At 71.9% G+C, this 24,528-nt stretch carries 26 protein-coding genes; 7 read left to right on the top strand and 19 right to left on the bottom strand.

From position 1 onward, the window contains the following. Positions 1 to 13 precede the first annotated feature (13 nt). Positions 14 to 997 carry a LysR family transcriptional regulator gene (locus MOV08_RS16780; RefSeq protein WP_420834174.1) on the top strand — a complete coding sequence of 328 codons (984 nt, stop codon included), beginning with the start codon at positions 14 to 16 and terminating at the stop codon, positions 995 to 997. A 214-nt stretch (positions 998 to 1,211) separates the two neighbouring features. Here MOV08_RS16780 and MOV08_RS16775 read toward each other — a convergent pair whose 3' ends face one another. Next, complete coding sequence (locus MOV08_RS16775; protein ID WP_275307904.1) at positions 1,212 to 1,979, bottom strand: alpha/beta hydrolase; 768 nt, start codon at positions 1,977 to 1,979, stop codon at positions 1,212 to 1,214. Between the two features lie 103 nt (positions 1,980 to 2,082). Here MOV08_RS16775 and MOV08_RS16770 point away from each other — a divergent pair, with 103 nt between their 5' ends. Together MOV08_RS16770 and MOV08_RS16765 are read left to right on the top strand one after the other, a co-directional pair. Next, entirely contained in the window at positions 2,083 to 3,243 is a 1,161-nt protein-coding gene (locus MOV08_RS16770) for an adenosine deaminase (protein ID WP_039633391.1), read from the top strand. A gap of 142 nt (positions 3,244 to 3,385) precedes the next feature. After that, positions 3,386 to 3,667 (top strand): hypothetical protein, encoded by a 282-nt coding sequence (locus MOV08_RS16765; protein ID WP_039633390.1) that lies wholly within the window; start codon positions 3,386 to 3,388, stop codon positions 3,665 to 3,667. Positions 3,668 to 3,768: 101 nt separating this feature from the next. Here the strand turns inward: MOV08_RS16765 and MOV08_RS16760 are convergent, their stop codons facing one another. The 5 genes from MOV08_RS16760 to afsQ1 form a co-directional block, all read right to left on the bottom strand. Then, complete coding sequence (locus MOV08_RS16760; protein WP_039633387.1) at positions 3,769 to 3,978, bottom strand: PspC domain-containing protein; 210 nt, start codon at positions 3,976 to 3,978, stop codon at positions 3,769 to 3,771. A gap of 46 nt (positions 3,979 to 4,024) precedes the next feature. Next, positions 4,025 to 4,510 carry a VanZ family protein gene (locus MOV08_RS16755; protein ID WP_275311806.1) on the bottom strand — a complete coding sequence of 162 codons (486 nt, stop codon included), beginning with the start codon at positions 4,508 to 4,510 and terminating at the stop codon, positions 4,025 to 4,027. Between the two features lie 202 nt (positions 4,511 to 4,712). Further along, positions 4,713 to 5,333: a lipoprotein gene (locus tag MOV08_RS16750; RefSeq protein WP_039633383.1), complete on the bottom strand. Its 621-nt coding sequence runs from the start codon at positions 5,331 to 5,333 to the stop codon at positions 4,713 to 4,715. After that, positions 5,330 to 7,081 (bottom strand): sensor histidine kinase, encoded by a 1,752-nt coding sequence (locus tag MOV08_RS16745; RefSeq protein ID WP_275307903.1) that lies wholly within the window; start codon positions 7,079 to 7,081, stop codon positions 5,330 to 5,332. The genes MOV08_RS16750 and MOV08_RS16745 overlap by 4 nt, the downstream gene beginning before the upstream one ends. Continuing rightward, complete coding sequence (afsQ1, locus tag MOV08_RS16740; RefSeq protein WP_016571665.1) at positions 7,078 to 7,755, bottom strand: two-component system response regulator AfsQ1; 678 nt, start codon at positions 7,753 to 7,755, stop codon at positions 7,078 to 7,080. Before afsQ1 ends, MOV08_RS16745 begins: the two co-directional genes overlap by 4 nt. Before the next feature lie 235 nt (positions 7,756 to 7,990). Here afsQ1 and MOV08_RS16735 point away from each other — a divergent pair, with 235 nt between their 5' ends. Further along, positions 7,991 to 8,812, top strand: coding sequence for a SigE family RNA polymerase sigma factor (locus MOV08_RS16735; protein WP_063777455.1), 822 nt, complete (start codon positions 7,991 to 7,993; stop codon positions 8,810 to 8,812). A 156-nt stretch (positions 8,813 to 8,968) separates the two neighbouring features. Here the strand turns inward: MOV08_RS16735 and MOV08_RS16730 are convergent, their stop codons facing one another. Beyond that, positions 8,969 to 9,610: a uridine kinase family protein gene (locus tag MOV08_RS16730; protein WP_275307902.1), complete on the bottom strand. Its 642-nt coding sequence runs from the start codon at positions 9,608 to 9,610 to the stop codon at positions 8,969 to 8,971. A 181-nt stretch (positions 9,611 to 9,791) separates the two neighbouring features. On the opposite strand from MOV08_RS16730, the gene MOV08_RS16725 reads away from it, so the two are divergent. Beyond that, entirely contained in the window at positions 9,792 to 10,211 is a 420-nt protein-coding gene (locus tag MOV08_RS16725) for a hypothetical protein (RefSeq protein ID WP_275307901.1), read from the top strand. 112 nt (positions 10,212 to 10,323) lie between these two features. On the opposite strand, the gene MOV08_RS16720 is transcribed toward MOV08_RS16725, so the two are convergent. The 4 genes from MOV08_RS16720 to MOV08_RS16705 all read right to left on the bottom strand — a co-directional run bounded on the left by MOV08_RS16720 (position 10,324) and on the right by MOV08_RS16705 (position 15,309). Next, positions 10,324 to 11,235, bottom strand: coding sequence for an aldehyde dehydrogenase family protein (locus MOV08_RS16720; protein WP_275307900.1), 912 nt, complete (start codon positions 11,233 to 11,235; stop codon positions 10,324 to 10,326). Continuing rightward, on the bottom strand, positions 11,228 to 12,664 hold the full coding sequence (locus tag MOV08_RS16715; RefSeq protein WP_275307899.1) for an aldehyde dehydrogenase family protein: 1,437 nt from the start codon (positions 12,662 to 12,664) through the stop codon (positions 11,228 to 11,230). The genes MOV08_RS16720 and MOV08_RS16715 overlap by 8 nt, the downstream gene beginning before the upstream one ends. A 6-nt stretch (positions 12,665 to 12,670) precedes the next feature. Next, complete coding sequence (gene deoC / locus MOV08_RS16710) at positions 12,671 to 13,693, bottom strand: deoxyribose-phosphate aldolase (protein ID WP_275311805.1); 1,023 nt, start codon at positions 13,691 to 13,693, stop codon at positions 12,671 to 12,673. 158 nt (positions 13,694 to 13,851) lie between these two features. Continuing rightward, positions 13,852 to 15,309, bottom strand: a complete 1,458-nt coding sequence (locus MOV08_RS16705; RefSeq protein WP_275307898.1) for a serine hydrolase domain-containing protein — start codon at positions 15,307 to 15,309, stop codon at positions 13,852 to 13,854. 161 nt (positions 15,310 to 15,470) lie between these two features. Between MOV08_RS16705 and MOV08_RS16700 the strand changes: the two genes are divergently transcribed. Beyond that, positions 15,471 to 16,196 (top strand): TetR/AcrR family transcriptional regulator, encoded by a 726-nt coding sequence (locus MOV08_RS16700; RefSeq protein ID WP_039633367.1) that lies wholly within the window; start codon positions 15,471 to 15,473, stop codon positions 16,194 to 16,196. A gap of 107 nt (positions 16,197 to 16,303) precedes the next feature. Further along, on the top strand, positions 16,304 to 16,933 hold the full coding sequence (locus MOV08_RS16695) for a PH domain-containing protein (protein ID WP_275307897.1): 630 nt from the start codon (positions 16,304 to 16,306) through the stop codon (positions 16,931 to 16,933). A 60-nt stretch (positions 16,934 to 16,993) separates the two neighbouring features. On the opposite strand, the gene tgmC is transcribed toward MOV08_RS16695, so the two are convergent. The 8 genes from tgmC to MOV08_RS16655 form a co-directional block, all read right to left on the bottom strand. Then, positions 16,994 to 18,151 (bottom strand): ATP-grasp peptide maturase system methyltransferase, encoded by a 1,158-nt coding sequence (gene tgmC, locus MOV08_RS16690; protein ID WP_275307896.1) that lies wholly within the window; start codon positions 18,149 to 18,151, stop codon positions 16,994 to 16,996. Then, positions 18,141 to 19,073: an ATP-grasp ribosomal peptide maturase gene (gene tgmB / locus MOV08_RS16685; RefSeq protein ID WP_275307895.1), complete on the bottom strand. Its 933-nt coding sequence runs from the start codon at positions 19,071 to 19,073 to the stop codon at positions 18,141 to 18,143. The genes tgmC and tgmB overlap by 11 nt, the downstream gene beginning before the upstream one ends. 41 nt (positions 19,074 to 19,114) lie before the next feature. Beyond that, the gene (gene tgmA, locus MOV08_RS16680) at positions 19,115 to 19,363 is read right to left on the bottom strand and encodes a putative ATP-grasp-modified RiPP (RefSeq protein ID WP_275307894.1); all 249 of its coding nucleotides are present in this window, start codon (positions 19,361 to 19,363) and stop codon (positions 19,115 to 19,117) included. A gap of 123 nt (positions 19,364 to 19,486) precedes the next feature. Next, entirely contained in the window at positions 19,487 to 19,873 is a 387-nt protein-coding gene (locus MOV08_RS16675; protein ID WP_420834173.1) for a hypothetical protein, read from the bottom strand. Next, positions 19,870 to 20,010 carry a hypothetical protein gene (locus tag MOV08_RS16670; protein WP_275312061.1) on the bottom strand — a complete coding sequence of 47 codons (141 nt, stop codon included), beginning with the start codon at positions 20,008 to 20,010 and terminating at the stop codon, positions 19,870 to 19,872. The genes MOV08_RS16675 and MOV08_RS16670 overlap by 4 nt, the downstream gene beginning before the upstream one ends. Positions 20,011 to 20,332: 322 nt before the next feature. Further along, positions 20,333 to 21,538, bottom strand: coding sequence for a helix-turn-helix domain-containing protein (locus MOV08_RS16665; protein WP_275307893.1), 1,206 nt, complete (start codon positions 21,536 to 21,538; stop codon positions 20,333 to 20,335). Between the two features lie 155 nt (positions 21,539 to 21,693). Further along, positions 21,694 to 23,379, bottom strand: coding sequence for a phospho-sugar mutase (locus MOV08_RS16660; protein ID WP_275307892.1), 1,686 nt, complete (start codon positions 23,377 to 23,379; stop codon positions 21,694 to 21,696). Positions 23,380 to 23,696: 317 nt separating this feature from the next. After that, positions 23,697 to 24,512 carry a purine-nucleoside phosphorylase gene (locus tag MOV08_RS16655; RefSeq protein ID WP_039633361.1) on the bottom strand — a complete coding sequence of 272 codons (816 nt, stop codon included), beginning with the start codon at positions 24,510 to 24,512 and terminating at the stop codon, positions 23,697 to 23,699. Between the last annotated feature and the right edge of the window lie 16 nt (positions 24,513 to 24,528).

Genomic DNA, 24,528 nt, shown 5'->3' with positions numbered 1-24,528 from the left:
ACAAGGGTCTCTGTTGCAAGCTCGCAACAGAAAAGACATTCCGGAACGCCTCGGCCCGGTCCCACCGACCGCGCCCGAGGCGGTCGAGCTGGGGCCCGACTCCTGGGCGTTGGCGCTCGCCCCGCGGCTCGCCCAGTTCGCCGCCGTCGCCCGGCACGAGCACGTCACTCGCGCCGCCCACGAACTCGGCATGCCCCAGCCCACCCTCAGCCGTGCCCTGGTCCGGCTGGAGGACGACCTCGGCGTGGCCCTGTTCACCCGGCACGGCCGCACGCTCTCCCTCACGCCGGCCGGGCGCGCCTTCCGCGCCGCGGCCGAGCGGGCCCTGGGCGAGCTGGAACGGGCCACCGACGCCGTCCGCGCCGACGCCGACCCGGCCGCCGGCAAGGTCGCCTTCGGCTTCCTGCACACCCTCGGCTCGGAGACCGTCCCCGGTCTGATCCGCAGCTTCCGCGCCGACCACCCCGGCATCCGCTTCCAACTCGTCCAGAACTACGGCGAGGCGATGATCGAACGGCTCCGGGCCGGGGACCTCGACCTGTGCCTGACCTCGCCGGTCCCGGACTACCCGGACCTGGTGGCGCGCCGCCTCGACGAGCAGAAGCTCCGGCTGGTCGTCCCGGACGACCACCCGCTGGCGGCCCGCAAGCGGATCCGCCTCGCGGAGGCCGCCGGGGAACTCTTCGTCACCCTCGAACCGGGTTACGGCCTCCGCCGGATCACCGACGCGCTGTGCGCCGAGGCCGGCTTCACCCCGCGGGTGGCGTTCGAGGGCGAGGAGGCCGAGACGCTGCGCGGACTGGTCGCCGCCGGCCTCGGCGTCGCACTGCTCCCGCCGCCCGCGGTGCCCCGGCCCGGCGTCGCGGAACTGACCGTCACCGCCCCGCGGGCGGTCCGTGAGATCGGCGTGGCCTGGCTCGACGGCCGCACGGACACCCCTCCGGTGGCCGCCTTCAAGAAGTTCCTCCTGAGCCGGCGGGGGGCCCTGCTGTCGTGACCCGGTCACGGGACCGGGTTCAACCGGTCGGCCGCAGCCCCCGCAGGGCCTCGTCGTAGGCGGTCAGGGCGGCCTCGCGGTCGAAGAACTGGCGTTGCAGTGCGGACACCCGTCGGTAGCGCGGCCCAATGGGCATGCCGAATCCCCCCGTTGCTCTCGGTTGCCAGGGAGGTACCGCCGACGTCCGGGCCCCGCACCGGAGTTGACCGTTCGGTCAGTGGCGCAGCGACGCGCCGAAGCCCGATGCCAGGGGCATGCGCAGGCCCAGGGGCGGGGGAGCGGCCAGGGCGTCCTTGACGGGGCGGGCGTAGGAGCGGGCGAAGAGGGCGCCGAGGACGAAGTCGGTGGCCAGGGCGTGCACCTCGGCGCGGTGCTGGTGGAGGGAGTGGCTGTCGGAGTGCACCTCGAAGCGGCAGGTGTCGCGGTTGATCTTCTTGGCGCGCTGGGCGTAGCGGTAGGAGAGGTCGGGGTCCACGCGCTCGTCGTTGGTGCCGTGCACCAGGAGGACCTGACGGCCGATCAACTGCTTGACGGGTTCCGGCTCGGCGCCGAACCGGTGCGGGTCGGGCAGCCAGGGCGCGAGGGCCAGCACGGCGTGGACGGCCGGGTGGCCGGCGGCGTGCAGCGCGGCGCGGGCGCCCATGCCGGTGCCCACCAGCGCGACCGGGACGTCGCCGTAGCGCCGGACCACCTCCTCCAGCGCCCAGGTGGCGTCTCGCGCCGGGTGTGCGGCGGCGCCGTTCCAGCCGCGGCAGCGGTAGTGCACCACATGGGCGGTCAGTCCCTCGGCGCGGCCGGCGCGCGCCAGCCGGGCGGCCAGCGGGCGCACGGTCAGCGCGTGCACCGGCGACGGCCGGCGCAGCCCGGTCGGTCCGCACCCCGGTAGCAGGAGGGCGACGGCGTTCACCGTCCGGGCCGTGCCGCCCGCTCCCAGCGGTTTTCCCAGCCGGGCCTCGCGCACCGGCAGTGCTTGCTGAGCCATGACGAGAACGATGACAGAACGAGGCGCACTGTCCACCCTGCCGACGGGTCACTGTTACGTATCGTTCGGTGTGATCTACGCGCGTAGGGGCTACAGTGCGGAAATGACGAGCGAGATCAGCAACCTCCCCACCGCCGAACAGATCCGCCGCGCCCCCAAGGTGCTGCTCCACGACCACCTCGACGGCGGACTGCGCCCCGGCACCGTCATCGACCTGGCCCGCGAGAACGGCTACCAGGGACTCCCCGAGACCGACCCGGAGAAGCTCGGGATCTGGTTCCGGGAGGCCGCCGACTCCGGCTCGCTGGAACGCTATCTGGAGACCTTCGCGCACACCTGCGCCGTCATGCAGACCCGCGAGGCGCTCTTCCGGGTCGCCGCCGAGTGCGCCGAGGACCTGGCGGCGGACGGCGTCGTCTACGCCGAGGTCCGGTACGCGCCGGAGCAGCACCTGGAGGCCGGGCTCAGCCTCGAAGAGGTCGTCGAGGCCGTCAACGAGGGCTTCCGGGAAGGCGAGCGACGGGCCCGCGCGAACGGCCACCGGATCCGCGTCGGCGCCCTGCTCACCGCCATGCGGCACGCCGCCCGCGCCCTGGAGATCGCCGAACTCGCCAACCGCTACCGCGACCTGGGCGTGGTCGGCTTCGACATCGCGGGTGCCGAGGCCGGCTACCCGCCCACCCGCCACCTCGACGCCTTCGAGTACCTCAAGCGGGAGAACAACCACTTCACCATCCACGCCGGCGAAGCCTTCGGCCTGCCGTCCATCTGGCAGGCGCTCCAGTGGTGCGGCGCCGACCGGCTCGGCCACGGCGTCCGCATCATCGACGACATCGAGGTCGCCGACGACGGCTCGGTCACCCTCGGCCGGCTCGCCTCCTACGTCCGCGACAAGCGCATCCCGCTGGAGCTGTGCCCGACCTCCAACCTCCAGACCGGGGCCGCGGCCTCCTACGCGGAGCACCCCATCGGGCTGCTGCGCCGGCTGCAGTTCCGCTGCACGGTCAACACCGACAACCGCCTCATGAGCGGTACGAACATGTCCCGGGAATTCGAGCACCTGGTCAAGACATTCCGTTACACGCTCGATGACCTGCAGTGGTTCACGGTCAATGGTATGAAGTCTGCTTTCCTTCCTTTCGATGAACGTCTCGCCATGATCAATGACGTCATCAAGCCCGGATATGCGGAATTGCGCTCCGAATGGCTCTTCCGGCAGTCGGCGGCAAACCCCGCTCCCAGCAGGGGTTTTGGCGCTGAGTAAGCGTGCGGAACGGGGGGCTAGCGCAACGGCCGGTGGATTGTCCACCGGCCGTTTTTCGGTGTGCCGGAAGTGTTTGCGGCGGCCGTGGCCGAATCACTAGTTTTTTTAGTCGGTCAAGCTCCCATCACGAGGACGTAATGCAATGAAGCAGGGAACGGTCAAGACTCTCGGTGCCGTCGCGCTCGGTGCCGCCATCGCCGCCACCGGCGCGGGCACGGCCTCCGCCGCCCCGGTCGCCCCGGTTGCCCCGGCGGGCAACTCGATCGGTGCCAACGGCGTGGTGAGGGACGCCGCCACCACCCTCTCCGGGGTGACCAGCAACCAGGGCCCGGGCAACGACATCAGGACCCCCATGACCCACAAGGGCAACCAGCTGCTCGGCGGCCTGCCCACCAGCCAGGTCGCCAAGCTCCCGATCGGCTGACCCGGCCCGAAGTCCCCTAGGGGACACCCTTCAGGACCGCCCCGGTCCGTACGCGGTATCCCGTACGGGCCGGGGCACCCTCATGTCCGGGGCGCGACCGGTCACCAGGCCGCGGCGCTGCGCGCCTTGTCCTCCGAGGGGAGGAGGATCCACAGCGCCAGGTAGACCAGGCACTGCGGACCGGGCAGCAGACAGGAGAGCAGGAAGATCACCCGCATCGTCGCCGGGGACGTCCCGAAGCGGCGGGCGAGGCCGGCACAGACACCGGCGATCATGCGGTTGTTGGTGGGGCGGACCAGTGCGGCGGCCATGTCGGGCTACTCCTTCTCGACGATCCGGGGCGGTTGCCCCGAGGTCTCAAAAGTAGGTCCGGCCGCCGGAGAAAACGTCAGCCTGCGGGGCCAGGCCGACCCTGGAGATTCTCGGGGTCGTGCCCCTGTGCCGCTCGTCCCGCCGGCGGAGCCGCGACCGGGCCCCAGGGACGATCAGCAGATGCGCCAGTGCCACCCCGAGCGTGTTCAGCAGCACCGCGTCGACGTCCGGCACCTGCCCCGGCACCGCGGTCTGCCACAGCTCGATCGTCAGCGAGATCATCGCGCCGCCGAAGACCGTACGGGCCATCGAACCCAGGGGGGAAACATCCAGGCGCCCGCCGACCAGTGGCAGCAGCACCCCCAGCGGCGCCAGCATCAGCACCGGCGCCCCCAGGTGCCACACCGCCGACCAGCCGCCCCGCGCCAGCTCGGCACGGATCGACGCCAGCGGCTCCAGATTCGCGGCCGGCACCCAGGGCACCGTGCGAGGAACCAACATCAGCCAGCCGACGATCAGCAGATGCACCACGAGGAGGAGAATCCCCGCGGCGCGCAAACGGGGGGCGACGGTATCGCCGGGGCCATGACGCTGCACACAGGCCAGGACGCCGGTTGCGGGGGCCACGGTTCCGCCCCGTTGCGCCCGTCTTGCGCCGGAAGCGCCGGGGCCGGTCCGGTGGAACAGGGGCCGACGGGCCCTCAGGGCGCCTCTGACGGATCTCCGCGGCGCCCTAACCCTCCTGGGACTGCGGATCGCCCCAGCCCGCCTGCTGGGCGATGTTCGGATTGGCCTGCACGTCCGGCGAGCAGTCGTAGCGGTGCGCCGCCGCCCCGCCCGGGCCGCCCAGCAGCGCGCCCCCGGTACGCCCCAGCGCGGCGCTCCGCCCGTAGGTGCACACCAGCTGTGCCAGCGCCAACGACGGCAGGTCGTCCGGCTCGACGGACAGCCGCAGCGCCTCCGGGGCGTCCCCGGCGCGCGGACCGTCCACCCGCAGCGCCTCGGGCACGGCGCTGTTGAAACCGGCCCGGATCTCCTCGGCCGTCGGCGGCTTCTGCAACTCCGCCAGCAGCGCACGGGCCGCCGGCAGCCGGACCGCGGCCCCCGGCGTGCCCTGCGGACGGGGCACCGCCCGCTCCACCGGGACCAGCGTCGAACCGCACACCAGATACACCCGCACCCGCTCCGTCACCGGCGCGCCGGTCTCCGGCGCGTGACAGCTCACCCGCGACGGTGCGTCGCCCGCGTCGACCGGCACGGACGTGCCGCGGATCCCGCAGCCGGCGGCTGCCAGCGCCAGGGCGGTCACCGCCGCCGCACGCCGTGCGGCAGCGGGCCGGAAGCGCCGGATCACCGCCTGCCCTCCGTGCCCTCGCCGGCGCCCTTCGGCCGCTGTCCGCCGTCCGCCGGCCGGTCGTCGTCGGCCAGCCGGGAGGCGTCCATCGGCAGCCGCAGCGTGAACACCGCGCCGCCCTCGGGGTGGTTGGCGGCGCTGATCCGGCCGCCGTGGATGTGCGCGTTCTCCTGCGCGATCGACAGGCCCAGCCCGCTGCCCTCGGACCGCGGGCGGGACGCGCTCGCCTTGTAGAAGCGGTCGAAGACGTGCGGCAGCACCTCCTCCGGGATGCCCGGACCGTGGTCCCGCACCCGGATCACCAGCTCCCCGCCGGCGATCTCCCGCCCCTGCTCGAACCGGGCCGCCTCCTCGTCGGGGCCGGCCTCCGCCGCCGGGCCCTCGGCCGGCTCCGGGCCCTCCGCCGCCGGCACCGCCGCCGCGGGCTCCGCCGGCTCCGTGCGGACCGACACCCGCACCGGCGAACCGCCGTGCTTGAGGGCGTTGCCGATCAGGTTGGCCAGGATGACGTCCAGCCGCCGCGGGTCCAGACGGGCTACGATGCCGCGGTCGGCGTCCAGCTCCACCGCGTCCAGCCAGGCCCGGGCGTCGATGCAGGCGGTCACCTGGTCGGCGACGTCGACGTCGTCGAGCACCAGCCGGGCGGTGCCCGCGTCGAAGCGGGTGACCTCCATGAGGTTCTCCACGAGGTCGTTCAGCCGCCGGGTCTCGCTGACCACCAGCTGGACGGCCGGCGCGATCATCGGGTCGAGGGAGTCCGCCTCCTCCTCCAGCACCTCGGTCACCGCGGTGATCGCGGTCAGCGGCGTCCGCAGCTCGTGCGACATGTCGGCGACGAACCGGCGGGACGCCGCCTCCCGCCCGCTCAGCTCCTCGACCCGCTGCTGGAGCCGCTCCGCGGTGCGGTTGAAGGTCCGCGACAGATCGGCCAGTTCGTCGGTGCCGGTCACCCGCAGCCGGGTGTCCAGCCGTCCCTCGCCCAGCTGCCGCGCCGCGTGCCCGAGCCGCTGCACCGGCCGCAGCACGGTCGTCGCGGCGGCCTGCGCCAGCAGCGCCGAGCCGACCAGCGCCAGCGCGGTCGCGATCCCCAGCGACCAGCCCAGCGACGTCAGGTCCTGCCGCTCGGTGGCCAGCGACTTCATCATGTAGCCGGTCGGCCCGCCGCCGATCACCTTCGCCCCGGCGACCAGGTACGGGACGTCCCCGACCTCCTTGCGCTGCCAGTACAGGTGGTGCGTGGCGTGGTTGTTCTCGTCGACCGGACGGACCTGCTCGACGGCGTTGCGCAGCGACTGCGGGACGCTTCGCAGCGTCAGCAGGCCCTTCTCGGTGGTGGCCGCGCACTCCTTGCCCTCGCGGTCCACCCCGATCAGCAGCACCGCGTAGTTCTGCGGGCCGGCCGCCATCTGCCGTGCGGTGTCCTGGAGTTCGGAGCACTGCGGGTGCACCGGCAGCGTGTGGGCGCTGTCCTCCAGCGACTTGCGGAAGTCCTTCAGCGCGGCGTTCTGGGTGCGGTCCAGGACCGTGTTGCGGTTGAGCCAGTACGCGATGCCGGACGCCGAGACCGCCGCGGTGAGCGCCACCAGCGCGAACACCACGACCAGCCGCAGCCGCAGGCTCGTCAGGCGCAGCAGGCCAGCGGCCCGGCGCAGCAGCCGCCCGAGCCGGCCGCCGGACGACGGTGCGCCGTCCTCCGTGCCCCTGTTCCCTTCCCCGGCCCCGCCGCCGCGCGTGCTCCCTGCCGTCACTGGGGCGCGTCCAGTCGGTAGCCGACACCGCGGACCGTGCGGATCAGCGTCGGCGAGGACGGGACGTCCTCCACCTTCGCGCGCAGCCGCTGCACACAGGCGTCCACCAACCGCGAGTCACCGAGGTAGTCGTGCTCCCACACCAGCCGCAGCAGCTGCTGCCGGGACAGCGCCTGCCCCGGCCGCCGACTCAGCTCCAGCAGCAACCGCAGCTCGGTCGGCGTCAGTTGCAGATCCTGGCCGTTCTTGGTGACGGTCATCGCCGACCGGTCGATCACCAGCGAGCCGAACGTCGCCGAATCGCTGGACTCCCGCTCGCCGCGCCGCAGCACCGCCCGGATCCGGGCGTCCAGCACCCGGCCCTGCACCGGCTTGACGACATAGTCGTCCGCGCCGGACTCCAGGCCCACCACCACGTCGATGTCGTCGCTGCGCGCGGTGAGCAGGATGATCGGCAGCTGGTCCGTGCGCCGGATCCGCCGGCACACCTCGAAGCCGTCGATGCCGGGCAGCATCACGTCCAACACGATCAGGTCCGGCCGCTGCTCGCGCAGCAGCTTCAGGCCGTCCTCGCCCGTCGCCGCGGTCATCACACGGTGACCCTGGCGGGACAGCGAGAGTTCGAGGGCCGTGCGGATGGCGTCGTCGTCCTCGATCAGCAACAGGAAAGGCACGCCCGCCATTCTGGCCCATGGGACGCCGGGAGATCGACCGGTGGCCGCCCGGCATGGCCGCGGGAGCCACGCCGGACCGCGATCACCCCTGTGACACGCCTGTGACAGACGGCGGACAACGCGATGAAACTGGGTTGGCAGTCTTTTGGTCAGCCGGGAGAGATCAACACCGCAGAGCCGGGATCTCGACCGGGACACACCGAACGAACTGGCTCGATCGACGGGGGGCAGCGCGATGAAGAACACCCTGCACGGCACGGTTTCCGGCGCAGTCGTCACGCGCCTCCACGACATCGGGCGGGAGAAGTCCGGTGCTGAGGGGAGCACCTCTCTGCCCGAGCGAAGCCGAGGGTCTGGGGGAGGGCGGGGGTGCGCTCGCGGCACCGGGCGTCAGCGGCCGCCGTACATGGTGGCCATTGACGCGACGGTGGTGCCCAAGGGGCCCAACGGGGGGAACGGGGGCCAGGAGAGCACCGACGGGGGAGTGGAGTACAGGGAGACGGGGGACCGGCGCACCGCGGCGGAAGCGGCCGAGGCCGAAGCGGCCTTCACCGCCTACGTCCAGGAACGCCGCGCCTCCCTGTACGCCACGGCCTACCACCTGACCGGCGACCGCTACGAGGCCGAGGACCTGCTGCAGAGCGCACTGTTCTCGACCTACCGGGCCTGGGACCGGATCAGCGACAAGGCGGCGCTCGGCGGGTACCTGCGCCGCACCATGACGAACCTGCACATCAGCGCCTGGCGCCGCCGCAGGCTCAACGAGTACCCGACCGAGGAACTGCCCGAGACCGCCGCCGACGCGGACGCCATGCGCGGCACCGAGCTGCGCGCCGTCCTGTGGCAGGCGCTGGCCCGGCTGCCCGAGACGCAGCGCACCATGCTGGTGCTGCGCTACTACGAGGGCCGCACGGACCCGGAGATCGCGGACATCCTCAACATCAGTGTCGGCACGGTGAAGTCCAGCATCTGGCGCTCGCTGCGCCGGCTGCGCGAGGACGAGGTCCTCAGCTTCGGCCGTGACGAGGAGGAGTCCTTCGGCGCACTGGTCGCCTGAGGACGGGGGGTAACGCCCGAGGGGGATCCGGGGGGAGAGCCCGAGGGGGGCACGGGGGAGCACGGGGGAAACGAGCGGGTTCGGGCGGCCGGGGGGTCTGCCCGAACCCGCTCTTCCGTGTGCGCGCACGCCGCCGGTCGGCGCCCGCGGGCCCGCTCAGGGCCGCGCGGCCGCCTCCACCGGGTCCGCGGTCCGCGCCGTCGCTATCCGGGCCAGCGCCTCCGGCCGGGCGCACGGATGGGCGCCCAGCGCGGTGTGCCGGGCCACGATCGTCCGCTCGCTGCGCAGCAACCGCAGCCCCCGGCGCACCAGGTACACCGCCGGCTTGCGGCCCTCCCGCAGATCCCGGGCCAGCCGCCGCCGGAACGTGGTGGTCGGACGCCCGCGCAGGCACAGCGCGTCGGCCAGCAGCCCGGCCTCCCGGCACCGTTCGATGACGTCGGCGGCGAAGATGCCCTCCGCGATGAACAGCGCCGCCCCGTCGAGCGCGAGTTCGGCGGCGCCGGTCCGGGAGCTGGTCGCGATGTCGTAGACCGGTACCGCGGTCCGCCCCGTGCGGCACAGCTCCTCGATGGCGGCGACCGCGGCGCCCGCGTCCCAGGAGAGCGGCGAGTCCCAGTCCGCGCCGCCGCCGTCGGGCAGTTGGGGCAGCGACGGGTCCGCGCGCTCCTTGTAGAAGTCGTCGAGATTGAGGACGGGCAGACCGGTCAGCGCGGCCAGCGAGGTCTTTCCGGAGCCGGAGGGGCCGGTCAACAGGAGGACACGGGCGGTGGCCCGGGCGGGCGAGTGGGAATTCACGGGTACTCATTGTCGGGCATTGCGCCGGGAGGGGTACCCCTGGCGCGCGAGGTGGAACCCCCGCCACCGCTCAACTACGCTACGCAATCAACCGATTACGCAGACGGCTCGGACGGCTCGCCCCGTCGAGGGCGACACCCGTATGTCCGCTCCGCTCCCGATCCACAGGCAGGTGGCACAGATGCCCTCCCACGCACGTCCCAAGCCCAGCCGCGTCCCCCGCGGCGTGTTGCGCGCCGGGCTGGTGATCTCCGCGGCCGGCGCCGCACTCACGGGCGGCGCGGCGGCGGCGAGCGCGGCCGCCCCCATGCCCGGCGGCGGGGCCGCCCCGCACCGGCCCGCGGCCGAAGACGGCGTCGTGGGGCACGCGGTGGCCCGCTCGGTGACCGGCTCCACGGGCCGCGGCCTGGGCCCCGTCAAGGACCTCAAGCTGGACCCGATGAACAACACCGGCGTCGACCCGCTGGACAACGGCCTCGGCACCCAGGTCGCCGACTTCAAGCCGGTGAGCACCAAGCAGGTGACCGACCCGGTGACCAAGGGCGGCTCGCTGCGGAGCCTGCCGGTGACCGGCACCGCGATGGGGCTGCTGCCCGGCTGACGGTCCACCGCCGGACCACCGCCCCGTTGGACGCACGACGGCGCGGGACCCGCCCCGAGGGCGAGGTCCCGCGCCGTTCGTCCTGCCGGCCCGGACGGGGGCCGGTAGGACGTCAGACCCCCATCGGGTGCCAGACCGTCTTGGTCTCCAGGAAGGCCAGCAGCCGGTCGGTACCCGGGTCGGCGGTCCAGTCCACCGCATCGGAAGGGGCAGCGCGCAGCGCTTCGTCTGAAGGGCGGTGGCGGGCGACGGGTGGGCGCAGCACCCGCTTGAGGTTGTCGGCCGCCGCCGTCTCCAGTTCCTTCGCCGACTCGGCGTCGGCGCCGGTGAGGTCGAGGGCGTTGACATCCTGGTGGGCGGCGAGCGGAGCGGCCAGTTCCGTGGTCCGGCCGGAGAGCAGGTTGACCACTCCGCCCGGCAGGTCGGAGGTGGCCAGCACCTCGGCCAGCGACAGCGCCGGCAGCGGGGCCCGCTCCGCCGCGACGACCACCGCGGTGTTGCCCGTGACGATCACCGGGGCGAGCACCGAGACCAGGCCCAGGAACGACGACTCCTGCGGGGCCACCACGGCCACCACACCGGTCGGCTCCGGGGCGGAGAGGTTGAAGTACGGCCCCGCCACCGGGTTCGACGACCCGGCGATCTGGGCGACCTTGTCGGACCAGCCCGCGTACCAGACCCAGCGGTCGATCGCCGCGTCCACCTGCGCCGCGGCCTTGGCCTTCGATAGCCCCTCGGCATCCGCCACCTCGGCGACGAACTGCTCCCGGCGGCCCTCCAGCATCTCCGCGACGCGGTAGAGGATCTGGCCGCGGTTGTACGCCGTGGCGCCCGACCAGCCGCCGAACGCCTTGCGGGCGGCGACGACCGCGTCCCGGGCGTCCTTGCGGGAGGCCAGCGGGGCGTTGGCGAGCCAGCGGCCCTTTGCGTCGGTCACCTCGTACACCCGCCCGCTCTCGGACCGGGGGAACTTGCCCCCGACGTACAGCTTGTAGGTCTTGAGAACGCTCAAACGATCAGACATTGAGGTACGCCTCCAGACCGTGTCGGCCGCCCTCGCGACCAAAACCGGACTCCTTGTAGCCGCCGAACGGCGAGGCCGGATCGAACTTGTTGAACGTGTTGGACCAGATGACGCCCGCGCGCAGCTGGTTCGCCATCCACAGCATCCGGGAGCCCTTCTCCGTCCAGATGCCCGCCGACAGGCCGTAGGGCGTGTTGTTGGCCTTGGCCACCGCCTCCTCCGGCGTGCGGAAGGTCAGCACCGAGAGCACCGGGCCGAAGACCTCCTCGCGGGCGATCCGGTGGGCCTGGGTGACGCCGGTGAACAGCGTCGGCGCGAACCAGTAGCCGGAGCCGGGCAGTTCGCAGGACGGGGACCAGCGCTCGGCGCCCTCGGCCTCGCCCGCGGCGGCCAGCTCGGTGATCCGGGCCAGCTGCTCGGCGGAGTTGATCGCGCCGATGTCGGTGTTCTTGTCCAGCGGGTCGCCGACCCGGAGAGTGGCCATCCGGCGCTTGAGCGCGTCCAGCAGCTCGTCCTGGATCGACTCCTGGACCAGCAGCCGGGAGCCCGCGCAGCACACGTGCCCCTGGTTGAAGAAGATCCCGTTGACGATCCCCTCGACGGCCTGGTCCACGGCTGCGTCGTCGAAGACGATGTTGGCCGCCTTGCCGCCCAGTTCGAGGGTGAGCTTCTTGTCCGTACCGGCGACCGTGCGGGCGATCGCCTTGCCCACCTCGGTGGAGCCGGTGAACGCGACCTTGTCGATGCCCGGGTGCGCCACCAGCGACGCGCCGGTCGAGCCGTCACCGGTGACGATGTTGACGACGCCCTTGGGGAGCCCGGCCTGGCGGCAGATGTCCGCGAAGAACAGCGCGGAGAGCGGGGTGGTCTCGGCGGGCTTGAGGACGACGGTGTTGCCGCAGGCCAGTGCCGGGGCGACCTTCCACGCCAGCATCAGCAGCGGGAAGTTCCACGGGATGACCTGGCCGGCCACGCCCAGCGGCCTGGGGTCCGGGCCGAAGCCCGCGTGCCCCAGCTTGTCCGCCCAGCCCGCGTAGTAGAAGAAGTGCGCGGCCACCAGCGGCAGATCGGCGTCCCGCGCCTCGCGGATCGGCTTGCCGTTGTCGAGCGTCTCCAGGACGGCCAGCTCGCGCGAGCGCTCCTGGATGATCCGGGCGATCCGGAAGAGGTACTTGGCGCGCTCGGCGCCCGGCAGCGCCGACCACTTCTCGAACGCCCTGCGGGCCGCCTGCACCGCGCGGTCGACGTCCTCGGCGGTGCCCTGGGTGTACTCGGCCAGGACTTCCTCGGTGGCGGGCGAGACGGTCTTGCGCAGGCCGCCGCCCGTGCCCTCGGTGAACTCGCCGTCGATGAAGAGCCCGTAGGAGGGCGCGAGGTCCACGACGGAGCGCGACTCCGGCGCCGGTGCGTAAGCGAATGCTGAGCTCATAGCGGTTCAGTCCACCGTCACGTAGTCGGGGCCGGAGTAACGGCCGGTGCTGAGCTTCTGACGCTGCATCAACAGGTCGTTGAGGAGGCTGGACGCACCGAAGCGGAACCAGTCGGCGGTCAGCCACTCCTCGCCCAGCGTCTCGTTGACCATCACCAGGTACTTGATCGCGTCCTTGGTCGTCCGGATGCCGCCGGCCGGCTTGACGCCGACCTGGACGCCGGTGGCAGCGCGGAAGTCCCGGACCGCCTCCAGCATCAGGAGCGTGACCGGGGGAGTGGCGTTCACCGCCACCTTGCCCGTCGAGGTCTTGATGAAGTCGGCGCCGGCCAGCATCGACAGCCAGGAGGCCCGGCGGACGTTGTCGTAGGTCTGCAGCTCGCCGGTCTCGAAGATGACCTTCAGGTGCGCGGCGCTCCCTCCCCCAGTCTCCGACTGGGAGGTGCCCCCAGGCCGGGCGCACGCCTCCTTCACGGCCTTGATCTCCTCGAAGACCTCCAGGTAGCGGCCGGAGAGGAAGGCACCGCGGTCGATCACCATGTCGATCTCGTCGGCGCCGGCGGCCACCGCGTCCCGGGTGTCGGCCAGCTTGACCGGCAGCGCGGCCCGGCCCGCCGGGAAGGCGGTGGCGACCGAGGCGACGTGGATGCCGGAGTCGCCGAGCGCCTCCTTGGCGACTCCGACCATGTCCGGGTAGACACAGATCGCGGCGACCTTGGGCGCGGTGCGGTCGGTGGGGTCGGGATGGACGCCCTTGGCGCACAGCGCCCGGACCTTGCCGGGGGTGTCCGCGCCTTCGAGCGTCGTCAGGTCGATCATCGAGATGGCGAGATCGATGGCGTACGCCTTCGCCGTGGTCTTGATCGAGCGGGTGCCGAGCGTGGCGGCGCGGGCCTGGAGCCCTACCGCGTCGACGCCGGGGAGTCCGTGCAGGAAGCGGCGCAGCGCTCCGTCCGAGGCGGTCACGTCCGCCATCGACGCCAGGCGCCCCGCGGCCTCTTTGCCGTATGCGGGAACAGTGGTGGGCATGGTCACGAGGGGAGCATATCTACGCGCGTAGCTTCCTGTCACCCCCCGGATCTCGCCGCTCTTTCCTCCGGAGGAGGAGGCGCATGGACACGGCGGCGCGGGTGGCGACGGGCAGGCCGCGGGGCGTCGGCGGCCTGCCCGTCGCGGTGGCGGCCGCGCTACGCGACCTTGGGGCCGCAGCGCATGCCGATGTAGACGCAGGTCGTGCCGTCCTCCAGCGTGGAGAAGACCACCGGCATGTAGTCCTGGCTGAACGCCGCGCCCACCCCGGTACCCGCGAAGATCGTCTCCGTCACCGGGACCAGGTCTATCTCCAGGGGCTCGGAGAAGTCCTTCATGCCGTCGACGAACTCGTAGACCATGTGGCCCGCACCGTCCCGCTCGGTCACCGTGATGACCACGCCCGCGCGCCGGTACGTGCCGACGTACGGCGCGAAGTCGACCACGGGCGGCTGGGCCGGCGGGGCGAAGGGCTCCGGCATCGTCACCCCGGCCAGCTCGGCGAGGAGTTCGCGGTAGAGCGCCGCGTACAGTTCGCGCGCACCGCCGCCGTTGGTGAGCAGCGCGACCGCGACGCCCGCCGAGGGCACCACGCGCAGATAGCCGTACTGCCCGATCGAGGCGCCGTCGTGCCCGTAACCCCGGACGCCGTTCCAGTCGTACAGGGTCCAGCCGAGGCCCCAACCGTCCGCGCTGACGGTCCACTTGTCGGGGGAGTCGACCACGCGCCGCTGCATCAGCGCGACCGTCTCCTCGGAGAGCACGCGCGTGCCGTCCTGCGCCACACCGCCGTCGAGGTGCATCTGCGCGAGCCGCACGACGTCCCCTGCCGTGGCGATGACCCTGCCGTAGGGGCCCGCCGAGCGCGGCATCAGGTCCCAGGACGGTGCCGGGTCCGGGTCCTGGCCCGCCTCGCCCAGGTGCCCCATCGCCGCGCGGAACCGCAGCGCCTCCTCGGGAAGCGTCATGGTGTGCGTGAGGCCGAGCGGGGTGAGGAGCAGGTCCTTGAGGGCCTCGTCCCAGACCTTGCCCGTGACCACCTCGATGATCCGGCCGAGCACGTTGTACCCGATGCCGCTGTAGGAGAGCGCGGTGCCGGGCGGGCAGTCGAGCGCCACGTCCCTGGCGGCCTCGACGTACTTGGCGAGGCAGTCGTCGCCGCGCCCGCTGTCGTAGGTGAAGTCGCAGGTGAGACCGCTTGTGTGGCTGAGCAGTTGGCGCGTGGTGATGGACCTGGTCGCCACGGGGTCGGCGACGGAGAACTCCGGCAGCACGTCCACGACCGGCGCGTCCAGGTCCAGTTGCCCCGAATCGACGAGCCGCATGATCAGGGTGGCGGTGTAGATCTTGGCGATCGAGCCCATCTGGTAGACCGAGTCGGTCGTCGCGGTGACGCCCGTGCCGCGGTGGAGCACGCCGCTGGCCAGCTCGTGGACGGTCCCGTCCACGAGGAGCGCGAGGGACGCGGCCGGAACGTGGTGCTCGGCGCGCAGTGCGTCGAGGCGGTTCTGCCAGTGGGCGAGGTCCAGCTTCCCGCCCGCCGAGTTCCTGGTCCCCCAGTCGCCCTTGGCCGCCCAGTTGCCCTGCGCGTCCCAGCTCACGTTCTTCTCGGACATGTCGACTCCCCTTCGATGCGTACGACGTTCTCTCGATGTGAACACTGTACGCACAACGTAACGCCGTACGCAAGATGCGTACGGCGTGCGCTAACGTGAGGGGAGAACCTGAGCGGGCGACGGACGTGGGACGACGCCGGACGAACGGAGACGAGGGCCGCATGCCGAACGACGAGAAGCCGACCACCTCGGTGTGGACCCGGCCGCGCCCCCAGAAACGGGAACACCTGACCCGCGAGCAGATCGTCGCCGAGGCGATCCGCCTGCTGGACGCGGAGGGCGTCGAGGAGCTCAGCATGCGCAAGCTCGGCACCCGCCTGGGCACGGCAGCCACCTCCCTGTACCGGCACGTGGCCAACAAGGACGAGCTGATCGAGCTGGTGGTGGACGACGTCTACGGCGAACCGGACGTACCGACCGTCGTCGACCGGACCCGGTGGCGGACGGCCGTCACCCACACCGCCGGCGAACTGCGGGCCATGACCCTGCGCCACCCGTGGATCGCCCCCGAACTGGGCCAGGTCGGCCTCGTCCACATCGGCCCGAACGCCATGCGGATGTCGTCGGCGCTGCTCGCCCAGTTCGAGGCGGCGGGCTTCCCCGCGGACGAGATGGACCAGGCCATGGCCACGCTCATGGCGTACGTCATCGGGATCGCGACCGCCGAGGCCGCGTACCTCTCGGTGATCGCCCGCAGCGGCCGGACCGAGCAGGAGTGGGTGGCGGGCCTGCGACCGGCCTTCGACGAGGCCACACAGGAGCACCCCCGGCTGCGCGCGGGAAGCTCCGCCCAGCAGGACGTGCACCCGCAGCGGATCCGTGACGACAACTTCGCGTACGGGCTCGACCGGGTCCTCGACGGCCTGGCGGCCCGGCTCACGACATAGGGGCTTCCGACGGACCGGGGCCCGGTGCCGGACCGGCCGGACATCGATGCCGTAACGCAATATCCACTCCGTGTCCGGCATCCGGACGGTCGGGCAGAATCGGCGGCATGACGCGCCCGGAACCGTCCACCTCGCCCCATCCGCAGTACGCGGAACGCAGCTACCGCTCGCCGGCGGCCCTGGTCGGCGGCGCGCTGCTCATCCTGCTCGGTCTGTGGCTCGGCGTGGACGCCCTGCTGCGCGGCACCGCCGCCACCAAGCTCACCGCGCTCTTCGCGCTGCTGCTCGGGGTGCCGCTGATCGCCGCCTTCTCCCTGCGCCCGCTGGTCCGGGCGAGCGAGGACCGGCTGCTGGTGCGCAACCCGTTCCGGACGATCACGCTGCCCTGGGCGGCCGTCGAGGGCCTGCGCGCGACGTTCTCCGCCGAGGTCGTCACCGGCGCCGGCACCAAGTACCAGCTGTGGGCCATTCCGGTCTCCCTCCGCCAGCGCAAGAAGGCCACCCGGCAGGCGGCGCGCGGTGCCGGCGCCGCCCGGCCGCGCTTCGGGCTCAACATGGACGCCGGACCGGTCCCCAAGGCGATGGCCGACCAGACCCTCGCCGAACTCCGCGAGATCAAGGAGCGGGCGGCCCACCGTGAGACCGCCCGGGGCGAGCCGCGGGTGCGCTGGTCCTATACGGTCCTCGCCCCCGCCGCGGTGGGTGCGGTGGGGCTGGTGGTGATGTTGCTCCTGTAGCGCGCACGGGGGGCCGGACGGGTATGCCGGGCGACGGGGAGCTCGGCCCCTATCGGGCCGTCAGGCCGGGAGCTGCCACGACGGCCCGTCGGGACTGTTGATCCACACGGTTTGGGTGAGGTCCGGGGTGACGGTCATGCCGAAGGTCGATTGATCGGGTGCTCCGGCCTCCTGCCACCTGAGTAGGGCGTTCTCGACCTGGTCCCAGAGATTGAGCGGCCCGTGCTGGTGCGCGTCCCAGCCGTCACCGGAGGGTTCCGTCCACGCCTGTGATCCGGTGGCGGTGTCCACGAGGATCACCCCACCGCTCATGGTCATGAGTTCTGCGGAGGGGGCGGCCAACTGGGCGACGAACTGGGCCGTCCAGTCGCTGAGCAGTCCCGGATCCACTTGGCTGCGGCGCTTGACGCCCTCGCGGCGGAAGAAGGTCGGCCGTGGCGGCCGTTCGTGGGGGCGCGCGAGCATGAAGCTGATCCGGTCGTCGGTGAAGTGGCCGGTGGCGCCGCCCTCTTCGTCGAGGGTGAGGCGGATGAGGCCGGAGGCGAGCATCCAGCCGCTGAGGGTGAGGGTGAGGGTGCCGCCGTCTCGGACCTGCCGCATCCAGGAGCCGGGGATGGACCGTACGGCACAGGTGGCCACCAACGCGTCGTACGGGGCATTGGCCTTGTGGCCTTGTAGCCCGTCGCCGGTGACGAGGTGGGGACGGTAGCCGGCTCCGTGCAGGCGGTCGGCGGCCAGCCGCGCCAGCTTCGGGTCGTATTCGATCGATGTGACGTTCTCGGCGCCGACGACGTGAGAAACCAGCGCGGTCGAGTAGCCGGTGCCGGTCCCGACCCACAGCACGCGCTCCCCCTTGCTCACACCGGACAGTTCGGCCATGCGCAGGATGAGGGACGGGAGGGTGGAGGAGGAGGTGGGCCGGCCCGGCAGGGGGCCGGGGGCACCGGCGGCTTCGAGGCCGTCCACCTGGGTCACCAGGGTCTCGTCGGAGTAGGCCAGTTGCAGCCATGCGTCTTCGCTGGTCTGGTCGCGGTGGACCGGCTTCCACAACGTCCCGCTCTGCCGGAACACCGCGGTGCCGAGAAAGCGGTGGCGGGGGACGGATTCGACCGCGGCGCGCCATGCGGGATCGGTCAGTGCGCCTGTCCGGGCGAGGGTTTCGGCCAGGGCACACCGGAGGGAGGCGGGATCGTTGGGGGGCTCGGTGTCAGCGTTCACAGAGTTCTCCAGGGCGCTCAAGCCGGTCGGCGAGGGCATTGGTGATCCGGGCGGTGATGTGGCCTGGGAACCATGCCCATTGGCCGTTGGGGTTGCACTCGTACATCCACCACAGTCCCGCGCGGTCGATTCCGAAGTCGAAGGCGCCGTAGACCAGGCCGAAGGTCTCCATATAGACGCGGACGGCATTGTCCACGTCGGGGGGCGTGTCGATGAGGGTGTAGCTGTTCTGGTCGTAGGTGCGTCGCCAGTCCAGACCGGGTGAGTCGATGCGGATGGCGAAGCTCCGATTTCCGACGACCGTGAGCCGTACGTCACCGGTCTTGTCGAGGCGCTTCTGGAAGAGGTGAGCGGTGCGTGCGACGCCTGCATCGAGGGTGTCGGGGTCCACGTCGTCGACCCATACCGTCCAAGGGCGGCCGTCGGGCCCGGTGTAGTCGCTGTTCCACAGTGGTTTGTAGAGCACCGGGCGGTACTCCATGAGGAAACGGCGAGCCTCTGCAGGCTGGTTGGTGATCAGCGTTGGCAGGATCCGCAGTGCACACCGTGCGGCAGTGGCGAGTTGGACGGGCTTGTACTCGGCATCCCGGTTCCGCCAGGGATGGTTGACGTAGTGCGTGCCGGGCAGTGCCGCCAGGATCCCGCCGAGTCCGTACCGCGCCTGATCTCCGCACCACCGTTCTGCCTGCCCAGGACCGGTGGCGTAGGGGGTGGGCCGGCGCCAGTAGACCGACCGGATACCGGTCAGATCCGCAGTGCGGGTGTCAGTGAGCACGCTGCCGCTCATGCCCTGGCCACCGAGGAACGCGTTCAGGCGGAGCCGGTCGGGGAAGCCGCCGGGGTCCAACCGGACCACGGGGACGTTGCGCTGCTGAAGCTCGGTGATCACGAGGTCAGCGGTCGCGTCATCGAGCCGTGTCACGACGAGGACGGGCGCGTCCGTGGCGGCGCTCGGGCCCGCCATCAGTCGCTGTCGCCCGACTGGTCGTGGCCCTCGTCCCTGTTGCCGTCCAGGCTGGTCGAGGTGTTGGTTTCCTGTGACGTCTCACTGGCCCTGTGCTTGTCCATGGCTGGGATCTCGCTGCCGTCCTCGGTCAGCCACCGGGCCGTCTGAGTCCGGGGATCCAGCACGATGCCGGTGCAAGGCATGGCGGTGGTGGCCGGGAAAGGCTTCATGCGGCTGAGCCCCCACGGGGTAGCGGTCGTTGTCACTGCGGCTGTCTCCTTCTCCGGCTGTTCCAGTCGTGGGCGTGTGACGTCCGACCGCCCGCGGACGGCGGAAGTCGGGGAGGTCCCGCCCTCCTGGTCGTCAGGCGAGGGCGGGACCGGTCTCCTTCACCGCGCGGGCAGGACCTGCGAGGCATCCCTCAGGGGAGCGTCCGGGACGTTCCCCTCGCATACGTCGTCGTCGGCGTCCTCGTCGGGGTCGTCCTCCAGCAGGAGCAAGCGAGTACCCCGACTCTCCGAAACGCGGTGGATCTTGGCCAGGTGGTTGTTCAACTCGACGGCCAGCAGGTGGATTTCACCAGGGGTCCAGGTGCGGTCGGTGAGGATTCCGCAGGCTTCCTCGATGAGCTCGGCGGCCGAGTTCATCTGCTCCGCCTCGACCTTGTCGGCGAGGCGGGAGACGTATCCGGTGCCGTTGCCGCCGAGGAGGTAGCACGGCTTCCCGTCCAGGCCGGCCCAGGGCAACAGCCGGGCGGTGTCCATGGGGTTGGTCACGCCGCCACCTCCACACCGTGAATCCGGCGGGGCCCCACGTCGATGCCGTGTACGGCCAGCCACAGCGTCCGACGCCGCTCGCGCTGTAGGCGGCGCTCCCACCGTTCTTCGGGTGTGAGGACGTAAGGGCGCACCAAGGCCGACTCCTCTCCGCGCAGCAGTAGGGGCAGGGGGTGGGACCGCACGCGCGGCAGGCGGGCAGCCGGTGCATTCACGCCCGCCGCGCGAGGGCGGGCGGGGACGGCGCGATGGCGGCCCGGAGCGGGCCGTGACAAGCGTAAGAGCGGTTCGAAGATCGTTCGGATATGTCAGACGGTTGATGGGCCGCGCCCCCGGGTCGCACGCGACGCGGCCGCGGGGGTCTTTCGCGTAACAGCCTGCCAACATACGAAGGCCCGAGTGTTCCCGAACGAGGAACATTCGGACCGTAACCGTGGGCTACACGCCAACGACTCCGAGCTACATTCCGATCCAAGCGGCCAGCGACGCCAGCCCCTGTGGCGCCCGACGCTGCCGACGTACCAGCACGGCGATCGTCTCCCGCATCAGCGGGTGATACCGAGCCTGCTGGGGTGCGACCTCCCTTGCGCGGTGCAAGGACTTCTCGGCTGCCTCCGCCTTGCCCATCTGCGCGTACGCGCGCGCCATCTCGATGTAATAACGCCCGACCCTCATGCGGGGGTGTTCGGCGGGGAAGTGCAGCTGTCGGGCGGCCTTGATCGCGGCGCCCAGCTTCCCCAACTCCACAGCGGTTGCGACGTCGAAGTGGGCAACGTTCGTCGTGCCGAAAGAAGCCCAGTACGTGCGAGGCACGTCCCGGCCGATTTGTGCAGCGGCGTGTCGTGCCATCTCCATGTAGCCATCGACAGCGTCCTCGTTCTTGGCCTGGGCCGCGGCGATTGCACCGGCCAGATGCAGGCTCCCGGAGACAGCCAAGGCTGGTATCGACGCAATGTCGTCGTGCTGCTTGACCAGGTGGTGGCCGCGTTCGAGAACCTTCAGCGCCATCTGGTTGTTTCCCCGGCGAAGAAGCATGCTGCTGCGCTTGTTCAGCCGGACGGCGAGCAGTAGAGGATCTTGCGCTTGTTCCGCCATCCAGCCCATTCGCTCCAGAGCGATGGAAGCGAGTTGGTGATAGCCCAATCTGTAGGAGAATTCGTAGGCGACCCAAGAGGACCAGCTCAGGGCCGATGCCACGCGCTGACGGTCACTGCCGGTGGGAAGCAAGCTGAGCGCTGTGGTCAACTCGCCCAAAAGTCCGGGTAGTTTTGAACCGATCCCCTTGTATTCCGTGGCGCAGGCGCCAGCGCACAGCGCATCGACTTCGGCCTCCAATACCGCCACGGGCCTGGGGGTGATCTCGGGGTCCGGTCCGAGGTCGTACAGGTCCAGCGCCTCGGAGAGCGGGGCGATCATCCGGTCGAGACGGTCTTGCCGCATCTCTGACATGTACGGCTGGCCGTTGAGCACCGTGATGTCGACTTCGAGGACCCTCGCAACTGCGGCCACCATGGCGGGGGTAGCAGGTGTCAGCCCCGCCTCCACCTTCGCGATCGTCCCGCGGGAGACATAGGCGCGCTGGGCGAGGCCCGCTTGCGTCAACTGGCGCAGCTTGCGGTGGTCGGCGATTCGTGCGCCGATGTGGTCGTCCTCGGCGGGTGACATGCATAACTCCGTTCTGCATGGCGACAACAGAACGGTACCCCTGGTCACTTGCAGGGGGACGATGACGGGTGCGGCCGTCGCGCGTATGGACAACGGTTGAGGGCCGGACCCCCGTCGGGAGCCCGGCCCTCGTTACGCATGTGCTTGACGTCGCGTCAGATCCCGGCCGCCGCCGACAGATCCTTCTTGATCGCCGTCAGGGTGGCCGTCGCCTTGGCGCGGGCGTCGGGCAGGCCGCTCGCGTCGGCCACCGGCACCACCACCTCCAGGTAGCACTTGAGCTTGGGCTCGGTGCCGCTGGGGCGGACCACGACCCGGGCCGCCTCGATGCCGTCGGCCGGCGCGCCCGCCAGGTAGTAGCGCAGGCCGTCGGTCGGCGGGAGGGCGGCGCTGCCCGCGTTCAGGTCGTCGGCGCGGGCGACCTTCAGGCCGGCCAGTGCCACCGGCGGCTCGGCGCGCAACCGGCGCATCGCGTCGGCGATCAGCGACAGGTCCTCCACCCGCACCGAGAGCTGGTCGGTGGCGTGCAGACCGAACTCCACGGCCAGGTCGTCGAGGAGGTCGGAGAGGGTGCGGCCGGACTGCTTGAGCTCGGCGGCCAGTTCGGCGATCAGCAGGGCGGCCGTGATGCCGTCCTTGTCGCGGACGCCCTCGGGGTCGACGCAGTAGCCCAGCGCCTCCTCGTAGGCGTAGCGCAGGCCGTCCACCCGGGCCAGCCACTTGAAGCCGGTCAGCGTCTCCTCGTAGGGGAGCGCGGCACCGTCCGCGATACGGGACATCAGCTGGGAGGAGACGATCGTCGTCGCGAACGTCCCGGTGGCGCCCTTGCGCACCAGGTGCGCGGCGAGCAGCGCGCCGACCTCGTCGCCGCGCAGCATCCGCCAGCCCTCCGGCGTACCGGGGGCGGGGACGGCGACGGCGCAGCGGTCCGCGTCCGGGTCGTTGGCGATGACGATGTCGACGCTGCCCGGGGCCTTGGACCGGGCGGTGGCGAACGCGAGGTCCATCGCGCCCGGCTCCTCCGGGTTGGGGAAGGCGACCGTCGGGAAGTCCGGGTCCGGCTCGGCCTGCTCGGCGACGACCGTCGGGGCCGGGAAGCCGGCCCGTGCGAAGGCGGCGACCAGGGTGTCCCGGCCGACGCCGTGCATCGGGGTGTAGACGACGTCGATGGAGCGGGGGGAGCCGGGGGTGAGGACGGCGTCGGTGCGCTCCAGGTAGGCGGCGAGGACGCTGTCGTCCAGGGTTTCCCAGCCGGCCTCGGGGCGGGGCACGTCGGACAGCGAGCGGACCGCGGCGATCCGGTCGGCGATCTGGCCGTCCGCGGGCGGCACGATCTGCGAGCCGTCGCCCAGGTAGACCTTGTAGCCGTTGTCCCGCGGCGGGTTGTGGCTGGCGGTCACCTCGATCCCGGCCACCGCGCCCAGGTGCCGGATGGCGAAGGCCAGCACCGGGGTGGGCAGCGGACGCGGCAGCAGCGCGGCGCGGAGCCCGGCGCCGACCATGACCGCCGCGGTGTCCCGCGCGAAGTCGGCGCTCTTGTAGCGGGCGTCGTAGCCGATGACCACCAGCCCGCCACCGTCCTGCTCGCCGTCCTTGAGGTACGCGGCGAGGCCGGCCGCGGCCCGGATGACCACCGACCGGTTCATCCGCATCGGGCCGGCGCCCAGCTCGCCGCGCAGCCCGGCGGTGCCGAACTGGAGGGTGCCGGCGAACCGCGCCGCCAGCTCCTCGTGCCGGTCCGCCTCGATGAGCCCGGCCAGCTCCTCCCGGGTCTCCGGGTCGGGGTCCTCGGCCAGCCACGCCTGTGCCCGGCTGATCAGCTCCGCGGGAACGGTAGCCACGTGATGCTCCTGCCTGTGGATGCGATGTGGGGGATGCGTGCGGCCGGCCGGGCGGGCGCGACGGCGTCCGCCGGTCCCGCCCGCCGGCCCGCGCCGGCAGCGGGATCCTGCCGCCCGGACAGACCCTGGGCCTGCCCGGGTGGATCATGGCCGGGTCCGCGGCGTCTGGCACGGCACTTCGCCGCGTTGCCGAAACGTCCCGATAGCTCCGCTATCAGGACGCTCCGGCGCCTTGCGATGCACCGCACCAGACGCCGCGGCCTCTCCGACCCTGACCCACCGGACAGACCCTGGGCCTGCCCGGGTGCCGGTATCGGCTAGATCTTGCTGAGGACCTGGCCGAGCAGCGTGCCCATCGCGATCGCGGAGTCGCGGCCCGCCTGGAGCACCTCCTCGTGGTTCAGCGGCTCGCCCGTCATGCCGGCGGCGAGGTTCGTCACCAGCGAGATGCCCAGCACCTCGGCGCCGGCCTCGCGGGCGGCGATCGCCTCCAGGACGGTGGACATGCCGACCAGGTCGGCGCCCATGGTCCGCAGCATCCGGATCTCGGCCGGGGTCTCGTAGTGCGGGCCGGGGAGCTGGGCGTAGACGCCCTCCTCCAGGCTCGCGTCGACCTCCTTGCACAGCGCGCGCAGCCGCGGCGAGTACAGGTCGGTCAGGTCGACGAAGTTGGCGCCGGCGATCGGGGAGGTGGCGGTGAGGTTGAGGTGGTCGCTGATGAGGACCGGCTGGCCCGGGCGCATGCCGTCGCGCAGGCCACCGCAGCCGTTGGTGAGCACCACGGTCTTGCAGCCGGCCGCGACGGCGGTGCGGACGCCGTGCGCGACCGCGGCGACCCCGCGGCCCTCGTAGTAGTGGGTGCGGCCGAGGAAGACCAGGGCGCGCTTCTCGCCGATCTTGTACGAGCGGATCTTGCCGCCGTGGCCGGCGACGGCCGGCGGCGGGAAGCCGGGCAGCTCGGTGACCGGGAACTCGTGATCGGGGGCGCCCAGGGCCTCGGCGGCCGGGGCCCAGCCGGAGCCCATGACCAGGGCGACGTCGTGCTGCTCGGCGCCGGTGAGCTCGCGGAGGCGGGCCGCCGCGGCGTCGGCGGCGCCCTTCGGGTCGATGTCCGGGGTAACAGATGCGTTCACGCGGACGAGGGTAGCC

Origin of the sequence: Streptomyces yunnanensis, from assembly GCF_029011865.1 — a bacterium.
In the GTDB taxonomy this organism is placed as follows: domain Bacteria; phylum Actinomycetota; class Actinomycetes; order Streptomycetales; family Streptomycetaceae; genus Streptomyces; species Streptomyces yunnanensis.
This window is presented reverse-complemented; position numbering and strand designations above follow the sequence as displayed.